Raw genomic sequence first — 16212 nt, forward strand, 5'->3', positions numbered from 1 at the left:
CCGGGGCCGGCTAAATCCGCGAATGGATTTTTCAGACCCGCAGTGAGGACATCCATGCGCCAACCGGACATCGAGATTTACCTGAAAGACGCCGACGTCGACCACAAGGCCATCGCCGCCTGGCTCGGCAAAGCACTCGGCCCGTGCAGCGACTGGGTGCAGAAAGGCCAGACGTATAAATGCAAGGCCGGCAACGTGCCGGTGACCTGGCTGCCGAAAGCGGTGGGCAAGTGGAACAGCCTGTACCTGGAAAGCGACCAGACCCCATGGCACGACGACATCGCCTGTGCCCGCGCAGCCTTTGCCGCGCTGAACGTCGAAGTGCGTTGCGCACCGGGTACGTGGGTTGAGGAAGAAGGTGAAGAAACCGCCGATCGCTGGATTCGCATCAGCGCCGATGGAGAAGAAGAGATCACCTGGAAAACCGCTTAACAACAGGCAACTCAGATCCAAATGTGGGAGCGGGCTTGCTCGCGAATGCGGTGTATCAGCCAATTCAAATGGCGACTGATACACCGCATTCGCGAGCAAGCCCGCTCCCACAGTGGTTTGATCGTTCCTACGCTCCGCGTGGGAATGCCTCAATGGACGCTCTGCGTCCGATTTGGGACGCGGAGCGTCCCGGGCTGCATTCCCACGCAGAGCGTGGGAACGATCAATTACAGGCCAACTACGTCTTCTGCCTGCAACCCCTTCTCGCCAGTAATCACGGCGTACTCGACCTGTTGACCTTCGGTCAGCGAGCGGTGCCCTTCGCCGCGAATCGCGCGGTAGTGCACGAACACGTCCGCTCCGTCTTCGCGCTGGATAAAGCCGTAGCCCTTGGCGTCGTTGAACCACTTCACGTTGCCGGTTTCGCGTGTTGCCATCTGTTCATACTCCTTTTTTATTATTGAACGGGCTTTTCGCAGGAAAGCCTTCGAGGAACGTCAGCCTGCGTCCGAAGTCCACAAGAGGGCACCGGCAACAGACCGCCGAGTATATGACAGGTGCGGAAACTCTCAACAGGAGATTACTTCGGCGCTTTTTTGCCGATTTTCCGTGAATCCGGCACACTATCGACCGCCCGAGCGCCTGCTCGGTTTTATTCACTCACGCAGAAGCCGTATGACCCGTTCCCCGTTCCGCCGTCTTGTGTTTGGCACCCTGCGCCGCTTGTTGTATCTCTGGGTTCGCTCCGAGACCATCAACCAGTCGTCGTTCACCCTCAACCTCGACCGCAGTCGTCCGGTGTTCTACGTCCTGCAAAACCCTTCGCTGACCGATCTGGCCGTGCTCGACACCGAGTGCACCAAGGCCGGACTGCCGCGTCCGGTGCTGGCGGTATCGGTGGGTTCGCTGATCGAGCCGGCAGCGTTTTTCTATCTGACGCCGGACCCGGACTGGCTCGGCCGCCAGGACAAGCGCGGTGCACCGCCAACCTTGACCCGACTGGTCAGCGCATTGACCCAGAATGCTGCCGAAGACGCGCAGATCATTCCGGTGAGCGTGTTCTGGGGCCAGTCGCCGGACAGCGAAAACAGCCCGTGGAAACTGTTGTTTGCCGATAGCTGGGCAGTCACCGGTCGCCTGCGTCGGTTGCTGAGCATCATCGTCCTCGGCCGCAAGACCCGCGTGCAGTTTTCCGCGCCGATCCACCTGCGCGAACTGATCGATCACAACAAGGGCCACGAGCGCACCGTGCGCATGGCCCAGCGCATCCTGCGCGTGCACTTTCGCAACCTGAAAGCAGCAGTCATCGGCCCGGACATTTCCCACCGTCGTAACCTGGTGAAGGGTTTGCTCAATCAGCCGTTGGTCAAGCAGGCGATTCTCGACGAAGCCGAGCGTGAAAATATCTCCCCGGAAAAAGCCAAGGCCCAGGCCCTGCGCTACGGCAACGAGATCGCTTCGGACTACACCTACACGGCGATCCGCTTCCTCGAAGTGGTGCTGAGCTGGTTCTGGAACAAAATCTACGACGGCATCAAGGTCAACCACATCGAAGGCGTGCAGAACGTTGCTCAGGGTCACGAAGTGATCTACGTGCCGTGCCACCGCAGCCACATCGACTATCTGTTGCTTTCGTACCTGCTGTTTCGCAACGGCCTGACCCCGCCGCACATCGCCGCCGGGATCAACCTCAATATGCCGGTGATCGGCAGCCTGCTGCGCCGTGGCGGCGCGTTTTTCATGCGCCGCACCTTCAAGGGCAATCCGCTGTACACCTCGGTGTTCAACGAATACCTGCACACGCTGTTTACCAAAGGCTTCCCGGTCGAGTATTTCGTCGAAGGCGGCCGCTCGCGCACCGGGCGCATGCTGCAACCAAAAACCGGGATGCTTGCCATCACGTTGCGCAGCTTCCTGCGCTCGTCGCGCATGCCCATCGTGTTTGTGCCGGTGTACATCGGTTACGAGCGCGTGCTCGAAGGCCGCACTTACCTGGGCGAGTTGCGCGGGGCAAGCAAGAAGAAAGAATCGATCTTCGATATTTTCAAAGTGATCGGCGCGCTCAAGCAGCGCTTCGGCCAGGTCGCGGTGAACTTCGGCGAGCCGATCAAACTGGCGGAGTTCCTCGACGCTGAACAACCGGACTGGCGCCAGCAGGAACTCGGCCCGCAGTTCAAACCGGCGTGGCTCAACGAAACCACCAACCGCCTCGGCGAAAAAGTCGCCCGGCACCTCAACGAAGCGGCGGCGATCAACCCGGTGAACCTGGTGGCACTGGCCCTGCTGTCGACCACGCGTCTGGCGCTGGATGACCGCGCCATGGCACGGGTGCTGGATCTGTATCTGGCGCTGCTGCGCAAGGTACCGTATTCGCCGCACACGACATTGCCCGAGGGCGATGGTCGCGCGCTGATCGAGCACGTGAAGGACATGGACCTGCTCGCCGAGCAGAACGACGCGCTGGGCAAGATTCTGTATCTGGACGAACAGAACGCCGTCCTGATGACCTACTACCGCAACAACGTGCTGCACATTTTTGCGCTGCCGTCGCTGCTGGCGAGTTTCTTCCAGAGCACCTCGCGCATGAGCCGCGAGCAGATCCTGCGCTACACCCGCGCGCTGTATCCGTACCTGCAATCGGAGCTGTTCATCCGCTGGAGTCTGGAGGAACTCGATGCGGTGATCGATCAGTGGCTGGAAGCGTTCGTCGAGCAGGGTCTGCTGCGGTTCGAGAAGGACCTGTACCTGCGTCCGGCACCGAGTTCGCGACATTTCGTCCTGCTGACGCTGCTGTCCAAAAGCATTGCGCAGACCTTGCAGCGCTTCTACATGACTGTGTCGTTGCTGCTCAACAGCGGACAGAACAGCATCAGCGCCGAAGAGCTGGAAGACCTCTGCACAGTCATGGCCCAGCGTCTGTCGATCCTGCATGGCCTGAATGCGCCGGAGTTCTTCGACAAGAGTCTGTTCCGCCACTTCATCCAGACCCTGCTGGACCTCGACGTGCTGCGCCGCGACGAAGCCGGCAAACTCAGCTACCACGAACTGCTCGGCGAACTGGCCGAAGGCGCAGCCAAGCGCGTATTGCCGGCAGAAATTCGCCTGTCGATCCGCCAGGTCGCGCTGCACCGCAGTGAAGATGCCGCTGACCAGGTCACCGCTCTGCCGGAAGCCTGACGCAAATACCTGTAGGCCTTCGCCTGCTCGCGATAGCGGTGTGTCAGATGACAGCAATGGTGACTGACACACCGCTGTCGCGAGCAGGCTCACTCCTACAATTGAAAGGAGATTCATCCATGAAAAAACTACTGACCCTCGCCGCCGCCACGCTGCTCAGCGCCTGCCAATCAACCGCCCCCGCCGGCAAGGCGAGCCTCGACGGCGAGGTCTTTTACCTGCAACGCATTGCCCTGCCGCCGAGCGCCACCCTGAGCGTCAGCCTGCAAGACGTGTCACTGGCCGATGCGCCAGCCGTCGTTCTCGCCGAACAGAAAGGCCCGATCAAAGGCCAGGTGCCGCTGCCATTCCATTTGAGCTACGATCCGGCGCAGGTCCAACCCGGCCACCGTTACTCGGTCAGCGCGCGCATTGAAGTCAACGGCGAGCTGATGTTCATCACCACCGAAAACCACGCCGTGCAACTCGACGGCAACGACCCGCAGCCGCTGAAAGTCCGAGTCGACGCCGTTCGTTAATCCACCTCGCCACAAGGAAGCCGCCATGCGCCGCCCTACCCTTCGCTTCGCCGCCGCCTGCGCCGGCCTGCTGATCTCCGCCAACGCCCTGGCCCTGTCGCTCAACGACCTGTCGCAACAAGACGCCACCGGCGGCCTCAAAGACGCCCTGACCCAAGGCGCGCAGATCGCCGTCAAACAACTCGGCACCCCGGGCGGCTTCAGCAACAATCCCGAGGTCAAAATCGAACTGCCGGGCAAACTCGGCAAAGCCGCAAGCAAGATGAAAGCCTTCGGCATGGGCGCCCAGGTCGAAGAGCTGGAAACAGCGATGAACAAAGCCGCCGAATCCGCCGTGACCCAGGCGCAACCGATCCTCGTCGACGCCGTGAAGAAAATGAGCGTGGCCGACGCCAAAGGCATCCTCAGCGGCGGCAACGACTCGGCGACCCAATACCTCAACAAATCCAGCCGCGAACAGATCCGCGCCAAATTCCTGCCCATCGTCAAACAAGCTACCGACAAGGTTGGCGTCGCGCAGAAATACAACTCCTTTGCAGGTCAAGCTGCGGCCTTCGGCGTGGTCGATGCGAAGAGCGCCAATGTGGAAAGCTACGTCACCGAGCAGGCGCTCAATGGCCTGTTCGAGATGATCGGCAAACAGGAAGAAACGATTCGTCAGAACCCGGCCGCAGCGGCGACGAGTTTGGCGAAGAAGGTGTTTGGTACGCTTTAAACGGTCATCACACGGGGGCGAAGTGATTCGCCCTCAAGTCATTCAGCCTTTTTCGGTAAACCTCGGTAAATCCGACCACGGCTCGCAAAATAACTGAGCACTGAAACTCGATGAAATAAGTCGGATCCAGTTCATCCGCCTCGGTGTGCAGATAGGAGCGTCCGTATTTCACCGGCGCATTGCGCAGCAACAGACTGATCGCAATGTAGCGAAACGCAGCAAACTCGTGTTTGAACATGAACCAGTAGAAAAGCGCCCGGGCGACCCGACCGTTACCGTCGCGAAAGGGGTGTTCAAAACCCAATGCGAAATGCAGCGTGATGGCCTTGATCATTGGATGCAGAAAGTTGTTGTCCAGAATCGAGCCATCGGGCTGGTTGATCCAGCCGGACAGCCTCGCCAACCGCAAAACCAATCCAGTAACAGGAGGCGGTCGGTGCACAGTGTTGCCCGCGCCATCCTGAACAACTACTTCATCATTGGTTCTGAACATCCCGGGTGAATACTGCTCGTCATCGATCCCCTCCACACCCACTCGATGGATCTCTGCAATCAGCTCAACGCTCAGCGGCTCATAACGCTTTTCCCAGGCGAAATTCATCATCCGATAATTACCCATCACCATGCGCTCATCCGGAGTACGCGGCTGGCGCTGATGCTTGAGCATGTCCTTGGCAACACGAGTCGTGGTCGCCGCGCCCTCCAGTTGGCTACTGGCGATGGCTTCGTCTTCGATCAGGTCATTGAGCAGATAAGAGAAATGCGCGCGCTCGCCGATCTGACTGGTCATGTACTCCAGCGCGGCGGTACTGGTGTGACGATCCACTACAGACAGTGTTTTTCGCGCCAACGGTGTCGATACATATTTGCCCCACTGCACCGGTTCGCCCAACGGCAACAAATGGATGTACTGGGCCGCCCGAGCCTTTTTCACCAACGCCCAACACAGATTGGCATCCAATCCTGCAGCCCAGCGATAGCGCAACGCCTCGAAGGGCAGATAGCGCCCCTGATCATCGAGCGGCTTCAGCAATGCCAGGTAATCGGGCAAACGCTGTTTATGTGGCGGGCGGGCCAACAGGTCGAAGAAAGGATCGGTTCTGCCGGTTGATGCCGGTGGTTTCTTCATCGGGGCAGGCTCAAAGATTCGGGAAAGCAGAACCTTGAGTACAGCATTGGACGGGCAGCGCCTCAAGATCGGAGAATTCTGAAAAAGCTGTAGGAAGGCAGCGTGAGTTGGCGAGTTGAAATGAATCGGCTGTCAGACCGCCTTCGCGAGCAGGCTCGCTCCCACAGGAGACCGAGTGCATCTGAAGGCGAGCGGTTGGCCGAGAGGACGTCATCGCGAGCAGGCTCACTCCTACAATTGGATCGAGTACAACCTCAAGAAACAGGTCGGCTGTCAGGCCGCCTTCACGAGCAGGCTCGCTCCCACAGAAAAACAAAGCAGCGCAGCTGCCCGCGGCAAAGCCGCCCCACTCAACAATGAGCGTTAGCTCGAGTACCGCTCTTGATCTTGATCCACGGGCGACGTCGGAAGGCTGAGTGGAGGGATTGATCCGGGCGTGGGAGCGCAGCGACCGTCTGGCGCAGCCAGACACAGCGGAAGGAGGTGCAGCGAAGCAAACCGGAGCCGCTGCGCCCGGATCGATCCCGCAGCGAAGGAACCCGAGCCTGCGAGGGCCGAACGCAGGAGCAAGCGTTTTGGGTTACCTTTTTGGCGTTTGAAAAAGGTGACCCGCCGTAAGGGCGGAACCGTAATCAGCAACCCCCACAGCAACGGATATACACCCAAAACCCCCTAGTCATGGTCGGCCCGAAGGCCGCCAAGACAAAGAAACTCAAGCCTCCTTACGCACCCGAAACCAGGCCGCATACAACGCCGGCAAAAACAACAAAGTCAGCGCCGTAGCCACAATCAACCCACCCATGATCGCCACCGCCATCGGCCCGAAAAACACACTGCGCGACAACGGAATCATCGCCAGCACCGCCGCCAGCGCCGTCAACACAATCGGCCTGAACCGCCGCACGGTCGCCTCGATAATCGCCTGCCAGGGCTTAAGCCCGGACGCAATATCCTGCTCGATCTGATCGACCAGAATCACCGAATTACGCATGATCATCCCCGACAGCGCAATCGTCCCCAGCATCGCCACAAACCCGAACGGCTGACGGAACACCATCAGAAACAGCGTCACCCCGATCAACCCCAACGGCGCCGTCAGAAACACCATCGCCGTGCGCGAGAAACTGCGCAGTTGCACCATCAGCAAAGTCAGCACCACCACAATAAACATCGGCACCCCGGCGTTCACCGATTTTTGCCCGCGCTCGGAATCCTCCACGGTGCCGCCGACGTCCAGCAGATAACCATCGGGCAGTTCGGCGCGAATCGAATCCAGCGTCGGCATGATCTGCTTCACCAGAGTCGCCGGTTGTTCCTTGCCATAAATGTCCGCTCGCACCGTCACGTTCGGCAGCCGATTGCGGTGCCAGATGATGCCCTCCTCGAAACCGTATTCCAGCGTGGCAATCTGCGACAGCGCGACACTGCGGCCGTTATCGGTCGGCACCGCGAGGCTCGGCAGCAACGACAATTCAGTGCGTTCATGCACGGTGCCGCGCAGCAGAATTTCGATCAATTCGTTGTCTTCGCGGTACTGGCTGACCGTCGAGCCAACCAGCGAACTCTGCAGGAATTTCGCCAGATTGGCCGTGCTCACGCCGAGGGCGCGGGCGCGATCCTGGTCGATGTTCAGATAGACAACCTTGCTCGGCTCTTCCCAGTCCAGATGGACGTTGACCACATGCGGGTTCTCGCGAACCTTCGCTGCCACCTTGCGGGCCAGCGCGCGGACCTCCTCGATGTGTTCGCCGGTGACGCGGAATTGCACCGGATAACCAACCGGCGGGCCGTTCTCAAGACGTGTGACCCGCGAACGCAGGGCCGGGAATTGTTCATTGAGGGTTTCGATCAACCAACTGCGCAGCGCTTCACGTTCTTCGATGGTTTTTGCCAACACCACAAACTGAGCAAAACTTGCCGCCGGCAGTTGCTGATCCAGCGGCAGATAGAAACGCGGCGAACCGGTGCCGACATAAGCCACGTAATTGTCGATGCCGGCGTGTTCCTTGAGCAGCGCTTCGAGGCGTTTGACCTCAGCGGTGGTGTTGGCCAGCGAAACACCTTCGGCGAGTTTCAAATCGACCATCAGCTCCAGCCGGTTGGAGGCCGGGAAAAACTGCTGCGGCACGAAGCGGAACAACATCACCGAAGCGATAAACAGGCCAACGGTAAGCACAATCACCGTTTTGCGGTGCGCCACGCACCACTCCACCAGACGCCGCACACGTTGATAGAACGGTGTGGCATACGGATCGGGCTGGCCATTGCCAGTGCCGTGTTTCGCCGCGTGAATTTTCGCCAGATCCGGCAGGAGCTTTTCCCCCAGATACGGCACGAACATCACCGCTGCCACCCATGAGGCCAGCAAGGCAATGGTCACTACCTGAAAAATCGAACGGGTGTATTCGCCGGTGCCCGATTGGGCGGTGGCAATCGGCAGGAAGCCGGCGGCGGTGATCAGCGTCCCGGTGAGCATCGGAAACGCGGTACTGGTCCAGGCATAACTCGCCGCGCGAATGCGATCGAAGCCCTGCTCCATTTTGATCGCCATCATTTCCACAGCAATGATCGCGTCATCCACCAGCAAGCCCAGCGCCAGCACCAACGCACCGAGGGAGATCTTGTGCAAGCCGATCCCCAGGTAATACATGCAGGCAAAGGTCATCGCCAGTACCAACGGAATGGTCAACGCGACGACCATGCCGGTGCGCACACCGAGGGAGAAGAAGCTCACCAGCAATACGATTGCCAGCGCCTCGACCAACACCTGGACGAACTCACCGACCCCGGTTTTCACTGCGGCCGGCTGATCGGAAACCTTGCGCAATTGCATGCCGGCCGGAAGGTTTTTCTGGATCCGCGAGAACTCGCCCTCCAGCGCTTTGCCAAGCACCAGAATGTCGCCGCCATCCTTCATCGCCACGGCGAGACCGATCGCATCGTCGCCCATGAAACGCATGCGCGGCGCCGGTGGATCGCTGAAACCGCGACGCACGTCAGCGATATCGGAGATGCGGAACGTACGATCGGCGACGCGGATCGGAAAGTTTTTTATCTTATCGACCGTCTGAAAATTCCCCGAGACGCGTAGCTGCAAGCGCTCGCTGCCGGTCTCGAAGAATCCCGCCGTGGACACCGCGTTCTGTTCCTCGAGGGCCTGCTGCACCGCGGCCAGCGGCAAACCGAGGGTGGCGAGTTTGACGTTGGACAGCTCGACCCAGATTTTCTCGTCCTGCAGTCCGAGCAGTTCGACCTTGCCGACATCCTTAACCCGTTGCAGCTGGATCTGGATGCGGTCGGCGTAATCCTTGAGCACGGCGTAATCGAAGCCGTCACCGGTCAGCGCGTAAATATTGCCGAAGGTGGTGCCGAATTCATCGTTGAAGAACGGCCCCTGAATCCCCGGCGGCAGGGTCTGGCGGATGTCGCCGACCTTTTTGCGCAACTGGTACCAGAGGTCGGGAATGTCCTTGGAATGCATCGAATCACGGGCAATGAAGGTCACCTGGGATTCACCGGGGCGGGAGAACGACATGATGCGTTCGTACTCACCGGTTTCCATCAGCTTCTTTTCGATGCGTTCGGTGACCTGGCGCGAGACTTCCTGTGCCGTCGCGCCGGGCCAGCGGGTCTGGATGACCATGGCCTTGAAGGTGAACGGCGGGTCTTCGCTCTGGCCAAGTTTGGTGTAGGACAACGCACCGACGACAGCGAGCAAAAGCATCAGGAACAGTACGATCTGGCGATTACGCAACGCCCATTCGGAAAGGTTGAAGCGCATCGGGGCTTACTCCTTGTTCGCCAGATTGACCACACGGTTGGAGCGATCCACCGGCCGCACCTGCTGACCATCGAGCAACACATGAACGCCAGCGGCCACCACCCAGTCGCTGGCATTCAGGCCTTCAAGCACCGCCACGCTTTTCTCGCCGAACGGGCCGACCCGCACCGGGGCTTTCTTTAACGTGTTGTTGCCGTTGACCACCCAGACATAGGTCGCGCCGTTTTCAGCGGTCAGCGCGGAAAGCGGTACTGACAGCGAAACACTGTCGGCCGATTGCACGAAAACGCGGGCGCTCTGGCCCAGCTCAGCCGGGACTTTGCCGCTGGTGAACGAGATTCGCGCGGCGAAGGTGCGGGAACGCGGGTCGGCCGATGGCGACAGTTCGCGGATCTGCCCGGCAAAACGCTGATTCTGCTGCGCCCACAACTCCACGGACACCGGCTGACCGACCTTGAAACGGCCGAAACTCTGCTCCGGCAGGCTGATCAACACTTCGCGCTCGCCGTCGGTGGCGAGGGTGAACACCGTTTGCCCGGCAGCGACTACCTGTCCAACTTCCACCGAACGCTTGGCCACTACGCCATCCTGTGGCGCACGCAGTACTGCGTAACTGGCCTGGTTGGTCGAAACGTTGAATTCGGCTTTGATTTGTTTAAGGCGGGCTTCGCCGGAGCGATATAGATTTTCTGCGTTGTCGTAGGCCGAGCGGCTGACCATCTGCCGTTCCATCAGGGTCTTGTAGCGATCCCGTTCGGCGCGCACCAGATTCAGATTGGCTTCGGCGGCGGCGACTTGCGCGCGGGTGGCCTCCAGTTGCAGGCGCACGTCCTGCGGGTCGAGTTCGGCCAGCGGTTGATCGGCCTTCACGCGCTGGCCTTCATCGACCAGTCGTCGGCTGACTTTGCCGCCAATGCGGAACGCCAGATCAGGCTCATAGCGGGCGCGCACCTCGCCCGGATAACTTTCCATCGCCTGCGCCGAAGGCTCGGGCTGAACCACCATGGCCGGTCGCACGGTGACTTTCGTCACCTCTTCCTGACCGCAGGCCGATAACAGGAATGCCAGACTGGCTGGCAATGCAAAGGACAACGCATGGCGGAACATGGTGACGGACCTTTCGCGAATGAGGCTTGGAATATTTATACTGGCGGGTATGGTATTAATAGCAAACTCACCAGTCCAGTATTAAAAACGAAAAATGTCGAACAATCTTTCCGCTCCAAACGGCCCGGGCCGTCCCAAGGATCTGGCCAAGCGCCAGGCCATCCTCGAGGCGGCGAAAACTCTGTTTCTGAGTCATGGCTACGCCAACACCAGCATGGACGCCGTGGCCAGCGAGGCTGGCGTGTCGAAACTGACGGTCTACAGCCACTTCAACGACAAGGAGACGCTGTTCTCCGCTGCCGTGGTCGCGAAATGCGAGGAGCAACTGCCGCCGCTGTTCTTCGAATTGCCGGACGGCATCGCGGTTGAAGACGTATTGTTGAATATTGCCCGCGGCTTTCACCAACTGATCAACAGCGATGAATCGGTGAATCTGCACCGGCTGATCATGGCCCTTGGCAGCCAGGATCCAAAGCTGTCGCAAATCTTCTTCGAAGCAGGCCCCGAGCGGGTGGTGAGCGGAATGGAAGGGTTGCTGACGAAAATCCACGCCAGCGGCGCGTTGAGCATCGATCAGCCACGCAATGCCGCCGAGCATTTCTTTTGCCTGATCAAGGGCGCGGGCAATTTTCGCTTGTTGTATGGCTGTGGCGAGCCGCTGACCGGGGAAGCGGCCGAGCGGCATGTGCGCGAGGTGGTGGGGTTGTTTATGCGGGCGTACAAACCCTGACTCTTCGCTGCCTGAACTGGCGCTATCGCGAGCAGGCTCACTCCTACAGTGGATTTGCGTTCACCACAGATCAGTTGTGGGAGCGAGCCTGCTCGCGAATAAAGCAACTCGGTCTCACGGCTTGAGCGCTTTCTTCGGGTAGATATCGTACCGGCTCGACTTGCCATCCAGCGCATGGCTCGGTTTCGGCCCGTCAATGCACGGTGCCTTGCGCGGACGCTTGACCACCACCCGGTGCGTGGCCAATGCCAGCGCCGCCTGCAACAGCGCAGGCGCGTCCGGATCATCGCCGACCAGCGGCCGGAACAGGCGCATCTCTTTCTTCACCAATGCGGTTTTCTCGCGATGCGGAAACATCGGATCGAGGTAGATCACCTGCGGCGGCTCTCCCTCCCAGTTCTGCATGACCTCAATGGAATTGCCCTTGAGCAATTTCATTCGCGCGACAATCGGCGCCACCTCGAAATCTTCCGCCGCGCGCGCCAGACCGTCCTCAAGCAACGCACCGATTAACGGCTGGCGTTCGATCAGGCTCATTTCGCAGCCCAGACTGGCCAGCACAAACGCATCCTTGCCCAACCCCGCCGTGGCATCCAGCACCCGCGGGCGCACGCCTTGGGCGATACCGACCGCCTTGGCGATCATCTGCCCGCTGCCGCCGCCATACAAACGGCGGTGCGCCGCGCCGCCCTCGACAAAGTCGACCCGTACCGGTCCCGGGGCGTCCGGGCCGAGCTGTTGCAACTGCAAACCCTGCTCGCCGACCTGCAAGGCGAACTCGCCGTCAGCCTCGTCGAGTGGTAGGCCAAGACGCTCGGCCCACTGCTCGGCTTGCGCTTGAAACGCCGGGCCGAGCGCCTGGACATGGATGCGGCAGGCCGCGGGTGACTCAATCATGAAAAAACGCTCAAAAAAGTTAAGGATCGACAAAAACCGCCGATAAACCATTCAACGCGCATTTTGCCAGAGCTGAGCGTCAACCGAAAAAAATGTCAGGCATTCTTCCCACATCGATTGGCTACATTTCGCCCCATGGCGATTTCAGCCGTCATAACACTCAAGCACTGAGCGGCGTCAGTCACCTGTGGCAGGATTTCTTTGCCCAGGCCCTGGCCGAACAGACGAGTGATGTGGTGCCCGCCTGCGGCACGTTTCCTCCGGTTGACCTGAACAGCCCTGAAGAACCGACCGTCGGCAGCGAGCTGCACGCGCACATCATCAGCCAGCGCGAGTGCGATGTGGTCGAAACCCAGGTTCGCCCGCCAGAACCGTTGTTCCTGCCGATCGCCGAATTTGAAATGGAACTGCTGGACAAGCCGTTCCCACCGTTCCCGCCGGAAGAACTCAAGGCTCAGCAAGAGCAACAGGATTTCGACAGCAGCTGGGTGCGCCCGATCGTCATCAACAATGGCCAGCCACTGCCAGAGCCGGGCCCTGCTCCGCAGAAACGTCCGCTCTACCTGCCGATTGCCGAGTTCGACCTGGACCTGCTGCAAAAGCCTTACCCGCCGTTCCCGCCGGAAGAAATCGTCGAGCAGCAGAAGGCACTGGACTTCGATAACGGCTGGGCGCGCCCGATCGTTCTGCAGAACCTGCGCCTCGCCGCCTGATCCTCAGCGACACACACTCCAGCGCCCGACATCGACATGAAAGTGATTGCGATGGGCGGCGTTGTAATCCGGACTCAACACCACACTGAACGCCTCGCAGGCGCCGTCACGCACCTGACGCAAAAACTGTGCATCCTGATTTTGCTTCGGCCAGTCCTTGAGTACGCTGACGGCGCGCCCGTCGGCCATGCGAAAACCGGCGATATCCAGCGCATCGGCGCTGGCATGGCGGCTGAGTGCACCGCTCTCGCGATTGTAGACATTGCGGCAGGCAAAGCTGCCGAGGTGATCGAGGCGCGTGACCTTCTGACCGTAAATGGACTGCGCCGCGGGTTGCAAGGTGTGCTGTTCAAACATCGCGTAGGCCACGGCCAGCGGGCAGCTGGCGATGAAACTGCTGCTCAGCGCCACTTCGCCGCCCTGCACACGCAACGCGCCGATCAGCGGGCACTTGGCGCCAGGGCTGTCGGCTTGCCGGCTGACGCGCAGTGCGGAACTGCTCAATGCCTGCGCGCATAGCGCGGGATCGCCGCGCAAGCGCATGAGTTTGTAACCGGTCAACCCGTTGGGCGCAGCCTTTACGTCCAGTGGTGCCCACGGATTCCATTCGGGCGGCACATCGAGCCAGCCGCGCCAGACACTCACCGCAGTGCCGCCAAACCCCAAGACGACCAGCCAGAACAACCACCGCCCCATGCTCAATCCTTGAAGAACTGGTTGGCCTTGGCGTACGGCATTGATTGCGAGGTGAAGCCGAATGTGCCGGACTGGCGGATTTCTTCAGCGGCGCGGAAAAACTCACCGAACGCTGCCAGCGCCAGCGCCGAACCGGTGCTGATCCGTCGTACACCCATATCTGCGAGTTGCTGCACGGTCAGTTTCAATCCGCCAGACATGAGCACGTTGACCGGTTTCGGCGCCACCGCACGCACCACCGCCAGCACTTCTTCGGCATTGCGCAAACCCGGCGCGTACAAGACATCGGCGCCGGCTTCGGCGAACGCCTGCAAGCGGCGGATGGTGTCGTCGAGGTCGGGATTGCCGTGCAGGTAGTTTTCCGCCCGGGCGGTGAGCACGAAGGGAAACGCTAGTGTGCGCACCGCAGCGACGGCAGCTTCAATCCGCGCCACAGCGTGTTCGAAGCAATAGATCGGCGCGTCCGGGCGGCCCGTGGCATCTTCGATCGAACCGCCCACAGCGCCCGCCTCGGCGGCGCGCAACAAGCTCTGCGCACACTCGACCGGATCGTCGGCAAAGCCGTTCTCCAGATCCACCGCCACCGGCAAATCCGTCGCGGCGACGATGGCACGGACGTTGGCCAGACTCTCATCAAGACTCAAGGCACCATCGGCCTTGCCTTGGGAAAACGCATAACCGGCGCTGGTGGTTGCCAGTGCCGGATAGCCGAGGCTGGCGAGCATTTTCGCCGAGCCGGCATCCCACGGGTTGGGGATGACGAAGATCTCTGGACGATCATGCAGAGCCTTGAAGGCCTGGGCTTTGCGAAGTTGGTCTTGACTGGCTTGAACATTCATCGACGGGCTCCCGGGCAGAAAAAACCGCCTCAGAGCAGGCCAAGCTGCTCGGCGGCGGGTTCTCTGTATAGCTCAGGCAGCGCGGGCAAGCCAGGCAAACGTTGCATCAGTTGCGCATGAAAACGTTGCGCCAGTTTCGCTGCCAGCAGGTTGTCGGCCGTGTGCAGAAAGATATAGGGCGTGCGGCCTTCTTCGATCCACTCGGCGATTTTTGCCACCCACGGCGCGAGAAACGTGTCGTTCGCTTCCAGCTGTGGATGGCCGATGAAACGCACCTGCGGACATTGAGTGAACGCGGCCGGCCGCGTCGGCACGCGGGGCTTTTTCGACTGTGCGTGAATCACCGAAGACTCGGTCGACAGGCAACTGAACAATGCGCGCGGGTCGAGGCAGATGCGCTCCACGCCGCGATCGAGCAGCAGACGATTGAGCAGACGCTCACTCTCGCCTTTGGCGAAAAACTGGTCGTGGCGCACTTCAACTGCCAGCGGACAGTCCAGCGCATCGATGAAAGCGGCCAGCTCGGGCAGACGCTGCGGTGTAAAACTCTTGGATAATTGCAGCCACAACGGCGATACACGTTGGCCTAACGGTTTGAGCAATTGCAGGAAGGTTTCGGCAGCGGTCAATTGTTCGCGTAAATCGCCGCTGTGGCTGATGTCGCCGGGGAATTTGGCGGTGAAGCGAAAGTGCGTCGGCATGATCTCGGCCCAACGCTGCACGGTAGCGGGCGACGGGCTGGCGTAGAAGGTCGTGTTGCCTTCGACGGCGTTGAATACCTGGCAATAGAGGGCGAGAAAGTCGGAGGTCTTGGCGTCTACCGGATACAGATACTCGCGCCAGGCGTTTTCGCTCCAGGACGGGCAACCGAGGTAGTAAGGCAGATCCATCAGATGTACAGATCGAGGCCCAGCACGTCCGCATCCCAATCGACAAAACCGGCAGTGCTCAGGTAGCTGGCCAAGGCCATGGCTACGCTTTTCTTCATCGCGCGGTGGTAGATCATGTCTTGCTGACGGGCAGGCAGATTGCTCAGGCGTTGCGCAGCAGATTGGGCGGCACGGGCAGCCAACTGCTCTTCGGTCGGTAATTCCAGCTCGCCGTCGATAATCTCGACGGACTCATCCAGCGCCGCATTGCCTTTGCGAGGCTTGCGCTTGATGGGGTAGGACTGAGAGGAAACGCCGTCTATACGCATAATTTCATGCTCGGTATCAATGATGGCAATTTAGCGGCACCTGACCGACTTAGCAAACTGCCGAGTGATAACTAGAACACAGAAAGCGCAAAAGGTTTAAAACCGAAGTTGGAAACTGACGATTGGCAGGGTTGCGGAATGTCGCATGTGCCTGTGGCGAGGGGATTTATCCCCGTTGGAGTGCGCAGCACTCCTCTGCAATTTTTCAGTGGCAGCGCATTTTTCAGGACTGACGACTGCTGCGTAGCCGAACGGGGCGGTGCGACGTTTCGCTAAATCC

The 16212-nt window shown here is 60.1% G+C and carries 14 protein-coding genes and 1 pseudogene; 6 read left to right on the forward strand and 9 right to left on the reverse strand.

Annotated elements, in window-relative coordinates:
- Window positions 1–54: 54 nt before the first annotated feature.
- Window positions 55–432: a hypothetical protein gene (locus tag HU739_RS12080; protein WP_186550146.1), complete on the forward strand. Its 378-nt coding sequence runs from the start codon at window positions 55–57 to the stop codon at window positions 430–432.
- Window positions 433–659: 227 nt separating this feature from the next.
- Here the strand turns inward: HU739_RS12080 and HU739_RS12085 are convergent, their stop codons facing one another.
- The gene (locus HU739_RS12085; RefSeq protein ID WP_186551068.1) at window positions 660–869 is read right to left on the reverse strand and encodes a cold-shock protein; all 210 of its coding nucleotides are present in this window, start codon (window positions 867–869) and stop codon (window positions 660–662) included.
- 238 nt (window positions 870–1107) lie between these two features.
- On the opposite strand from HU739_RS12085, the gene plsB reads away from it, so the two are divergent.
- The 3 genes from plsB (at window position 1108) to HU739_RS12100 (ending at window position 4842) form a co-directional block, all read left to right on the forward strand.
- The gene (plsB, locus tag HU739_RS12090) at window positions 1108–3609 is read left to right on the forward strand and encodes a glycerol-3-phosphate 1-O-acyltransferase PlsB (protein WP_186551069.1); all 2502 of its coding nucleotides are present in this window, start codon (window positions 1108–1110) and stop codon (window positions 3607–3609) included.
- A gap of 119 nt (window positions 3610–3728) precedes the next feature.
- Window positions 3729–4127, forward strand: a complete 399-nt coding sequence (locus HU739_RS12095; protein WP_186551070.1) for a YbaY family lipoprotein — start codon at window positions 3729–3731, stop codon at window positions 4125–4127.
- A 25-nt stretch (window positions 4128–4152) separates the two neighbouring features.
- Window positions 4153–4842 carry a DUF4197 domain-containing protein gene (locus tag HU739_RS12100; protein ID WP_110645885.1) on the forward strand — a complete coding sequence of 230 codons (690 nt, stop codon included), beginning with the start codon at window positions 4153–4155 and terminating at the stop codon, window positions 4840–4842.
- A gap of 43 nt (window positions 4843–4885) precedes the next feature.
- Here the strand turns inward: HU739_RS12100 and HU739_RS12105 are convergent.
- The 3 genes and pseudogenes from HU739_RS12105 to HU739_RS12115 all read right to left on the reverse strand — a co-directional run.
- Window positions 4886–5971, reverse strand: a pseudogene (locus HU739_RS12105) (Fic family protein); the annotation flags it as partial.
- 712 nt (window positions 5972–6683) lie between these two features.
- A complete protein-coding gene (locus HU739_RS12110) occupies window positions 6684–9752 on the reverse strand; it encodes an efflux RND transporter permease subunit (RefSeq protein WP_186551072.1) in 3069 nt (1022 codons plus the stop codon).
- A 6-nt stretch (window positions 9753–9758) separates the two neighbouring features.
- Window positions 9759–10859 (reverse strand): efflux RND transporter periplasmic adaptor subunit, encoded by a 1101-nt coding sequence (locus tag HU739_RS12115; RefSeq protein WP_186551073.1) that lies wholly within the window; start codon window positions 10857–10859, stop codon window positions 9759–9761.
- A 94-nt stretch (window positions 10860–10953) separates the two neighbouring features.
- On the opposite strand from HU739_RS12115, the gene HU739_RS12120 reads away from it, so the two are divergent.
- A complete protein-coding gene (locus HU739_RS12120; protein WP_186551074.1) occupies window positions 10954–11589 on the forward strand; it encodes a TetR/AcrR family transcriptional regulator in 636 nt (211 codons plus the stop codon).
- 114 nt (window positions 11590–11703) lie between these two features.
- Here HU739_RS12120 and HU739_RS12125 read toward each other — a convergent pair whose 3' ends face one another.
- Window positions 11704–12486: a class I SAM-dependent methyltransferase gene (locus HU739_RS12125; RefSeq protein ID WP_189684525.1), complete on the reverse strand. Its 783-nt coding sequence runs from the start codon at window positions 12484–12486 to the stop codon at window positions 11704–11706.
- Between the two features lie 92 nt (window positions 12487–12578).
- Here HU739_RS12125 and HU739_RS12130 point away from each other — a divergent pair, with 92 nt between their 5' ends.
- Window positions 12579–13199, forward strand: a complete 621-nt coding sequence (locus HU739_RS12130; RefSeq protein ID WP_186551075.1) for an energy transducer TonB — start codon at window positions 12579–12581, stop codon at window positions 13197–13199.
- A gap of 3 nt (window positions 13200–13202) precedes the next feature.
- Here the strand turns inward: HU739_RS12130 and HU739_RS12135 are convergent, their stop codons facing one another.
- From HU739_RS12135 to HU739_RS12150, 4 genes are read right to left on the reverse strand one after another with little or no spacing between them, the layout of a single operon-like run.
- Complete coding sequence (locus tag HU739_RS12135; RefSeq protein ID WP_186551076.1) at window positions 13203–13895, reverse strand: extensin-like domain-containing protein; 693 nt, start codon at window positions 13893–13895, stop codon at window positions 13203–13205.
- A gap of 2 nt (window positions 13896–13897) precedes the next feature.
- Window positions 13898–14734 carry an isocitrate lyase/PEP mutase family protein gene (locus HU739_RS12140; protein ID WP_186551077.1) on the reverse strand — a complete coding sequence of 279 codons (837 nt, stop codon included), beginning with the start codon at window positions 14732–14734 and terminating at the stop codon, window positions 13898–13900.
- A 29-nt stretch (window positions 14735–14763) separates the two neighbouring features.
- A complete protein-coding gene (locus HU739_RS12145; protein ID WP_186551078.1) occupies window positions 14764–15624 on the reverse strand; it encodes a DUF72 domain-containing protein in 861 nt (286 codons plus the stop codon).
- Complete coding sequence (locus HU739_RS12150; protein WP_186551079.1) at window positions 15624–15932, reverse strand: hypothetical protein; 309 nt, start codon at window positions 15930–15932, stop codon at window positions 15624–15626. Before HU739_RS12150 ends, HU739_RS12145 begins: the two co-directional genes overlap by 1 nt.
- Between the last annotated feature and the right edge of the window lie 280 nt (window positions 15933–16212).

It is taken from the genome of Pseudomonas hamedanensis, assembly GCF_014268595.2.
Lineage (GTDB): Bacteria > Pseudomonadota > Gammaproteobacteria > Pseudomonadales > Pseudomonadaceae > Aquipseudomonas > Aquipseudomonas hamedanensis.

What these genes read in the sequence shown, in the direction of transcription:
- HU739_RS12080 (WP_186550146.1), top strand. Translation starts at nt 55, where the DNA reads ATGCGCCAACCGGACATCGAGATTTACCTGAAAGACGCCGACGTCGAC.
- HU739_RS12085 (WP_186551068.1), bottom strand. Translation starts at nt 869, where the DNA reads ATGGCAACACGCGAAACCGGCAACGTGAAGTGGTTCAACGACGCCAAG.
- plsB (WP_186551069.1), top strand. Translation starts at nt 1,108, where the DNA reads ATGACCCGTTCCCCGTTCCGCCGTCTTGTGTTTGGCACCCTGCGCCGC.
- HU739_RS12095 (WP_186551070.1), top strand. Translation starts at nt 3,729, where the DNA reads ATGAAAAAACTACTGACCCTCGCCGCCGCCACGCTGCTCAGCGCCTGC.
- HU739_RS12100 (WP_110645885.1), top strand. Translation starts at nt 4,153, where the DNA reads ATGCGCCGCCCTACCCTTCGCTTCGCCGCCGCCTGCGCCGGCCTGCTG.
- HU739_RS12110 (WP_186551072.1), bottom strand. Translation starts at nt 9,752, where the DNA reads ATGCGCTTCAACCTTTCCGAATGGGCGTTGCGTAATCGCCAGATCGTA.
- HU739_RS12115 (WP_186551073.1), bottom strand. Translation starts at nt 10,859, where the DNA reads ATGTTCCGCCATGCGTTGTCCTTTGCATTGCCAGCCAGTCTGGCATTC.
- HU739_RS12120 (WP_186551074.1), top strand. Translation starts at nt 10,954, where the DNA reads ATGTCGAACAATCTTTCCGCTCCAAACGGCCCGGGCCGTCCCAAGGAT.
- HU739_RS12125 (WP_189684525.1), bottom strand. Translation starts at nt 12,486, where the DNA reads ATGATTGAGTCACCCGCGGCCTGCCGCATCCATGTCCAGGCGCTCGGC.
- HU739_RS12130 (WP_186551075.1), top strand. Translation starts at nt 12,579, where the DNA reads ATGTCAGGCATTCTTCCCACATCGATTGGCTACATTTCGCCCCATGGC.
- HU739_RS12135 (WP_186551076.1), bottom strand. Translation starts at nt 13,895, where the DNA reads ATGGGGCGGTGGTTGTTCTGGCTGGTCGTCTTGGGGTTTGGCGGCACT.
- HU739_RS12140 (WP_186551077.1), bottom strand. Translation starts at nt 14,734, where the DNA reads ATGAATGTTCAAGCCAGTCAAGACCAACTTCGCAAAGCCCAGGCCTTC.
- HU739_RS12145 (WP_186551078.1), bottom strand. Translation starts at nt 15,624, where the DNA reads ATGGATCTGCCTTACTACCTCGGTTGCCCGTCCTGGAGCGAAAACGCC.
- HU739_RS12150 (WP_186551079.1), bottom strand. Translation starts at nt 15,932, where the DNA reads ATGCGTATAGACGGCGTTTCCTCTCAGTCCTACCCCATCAAGCGCAAG.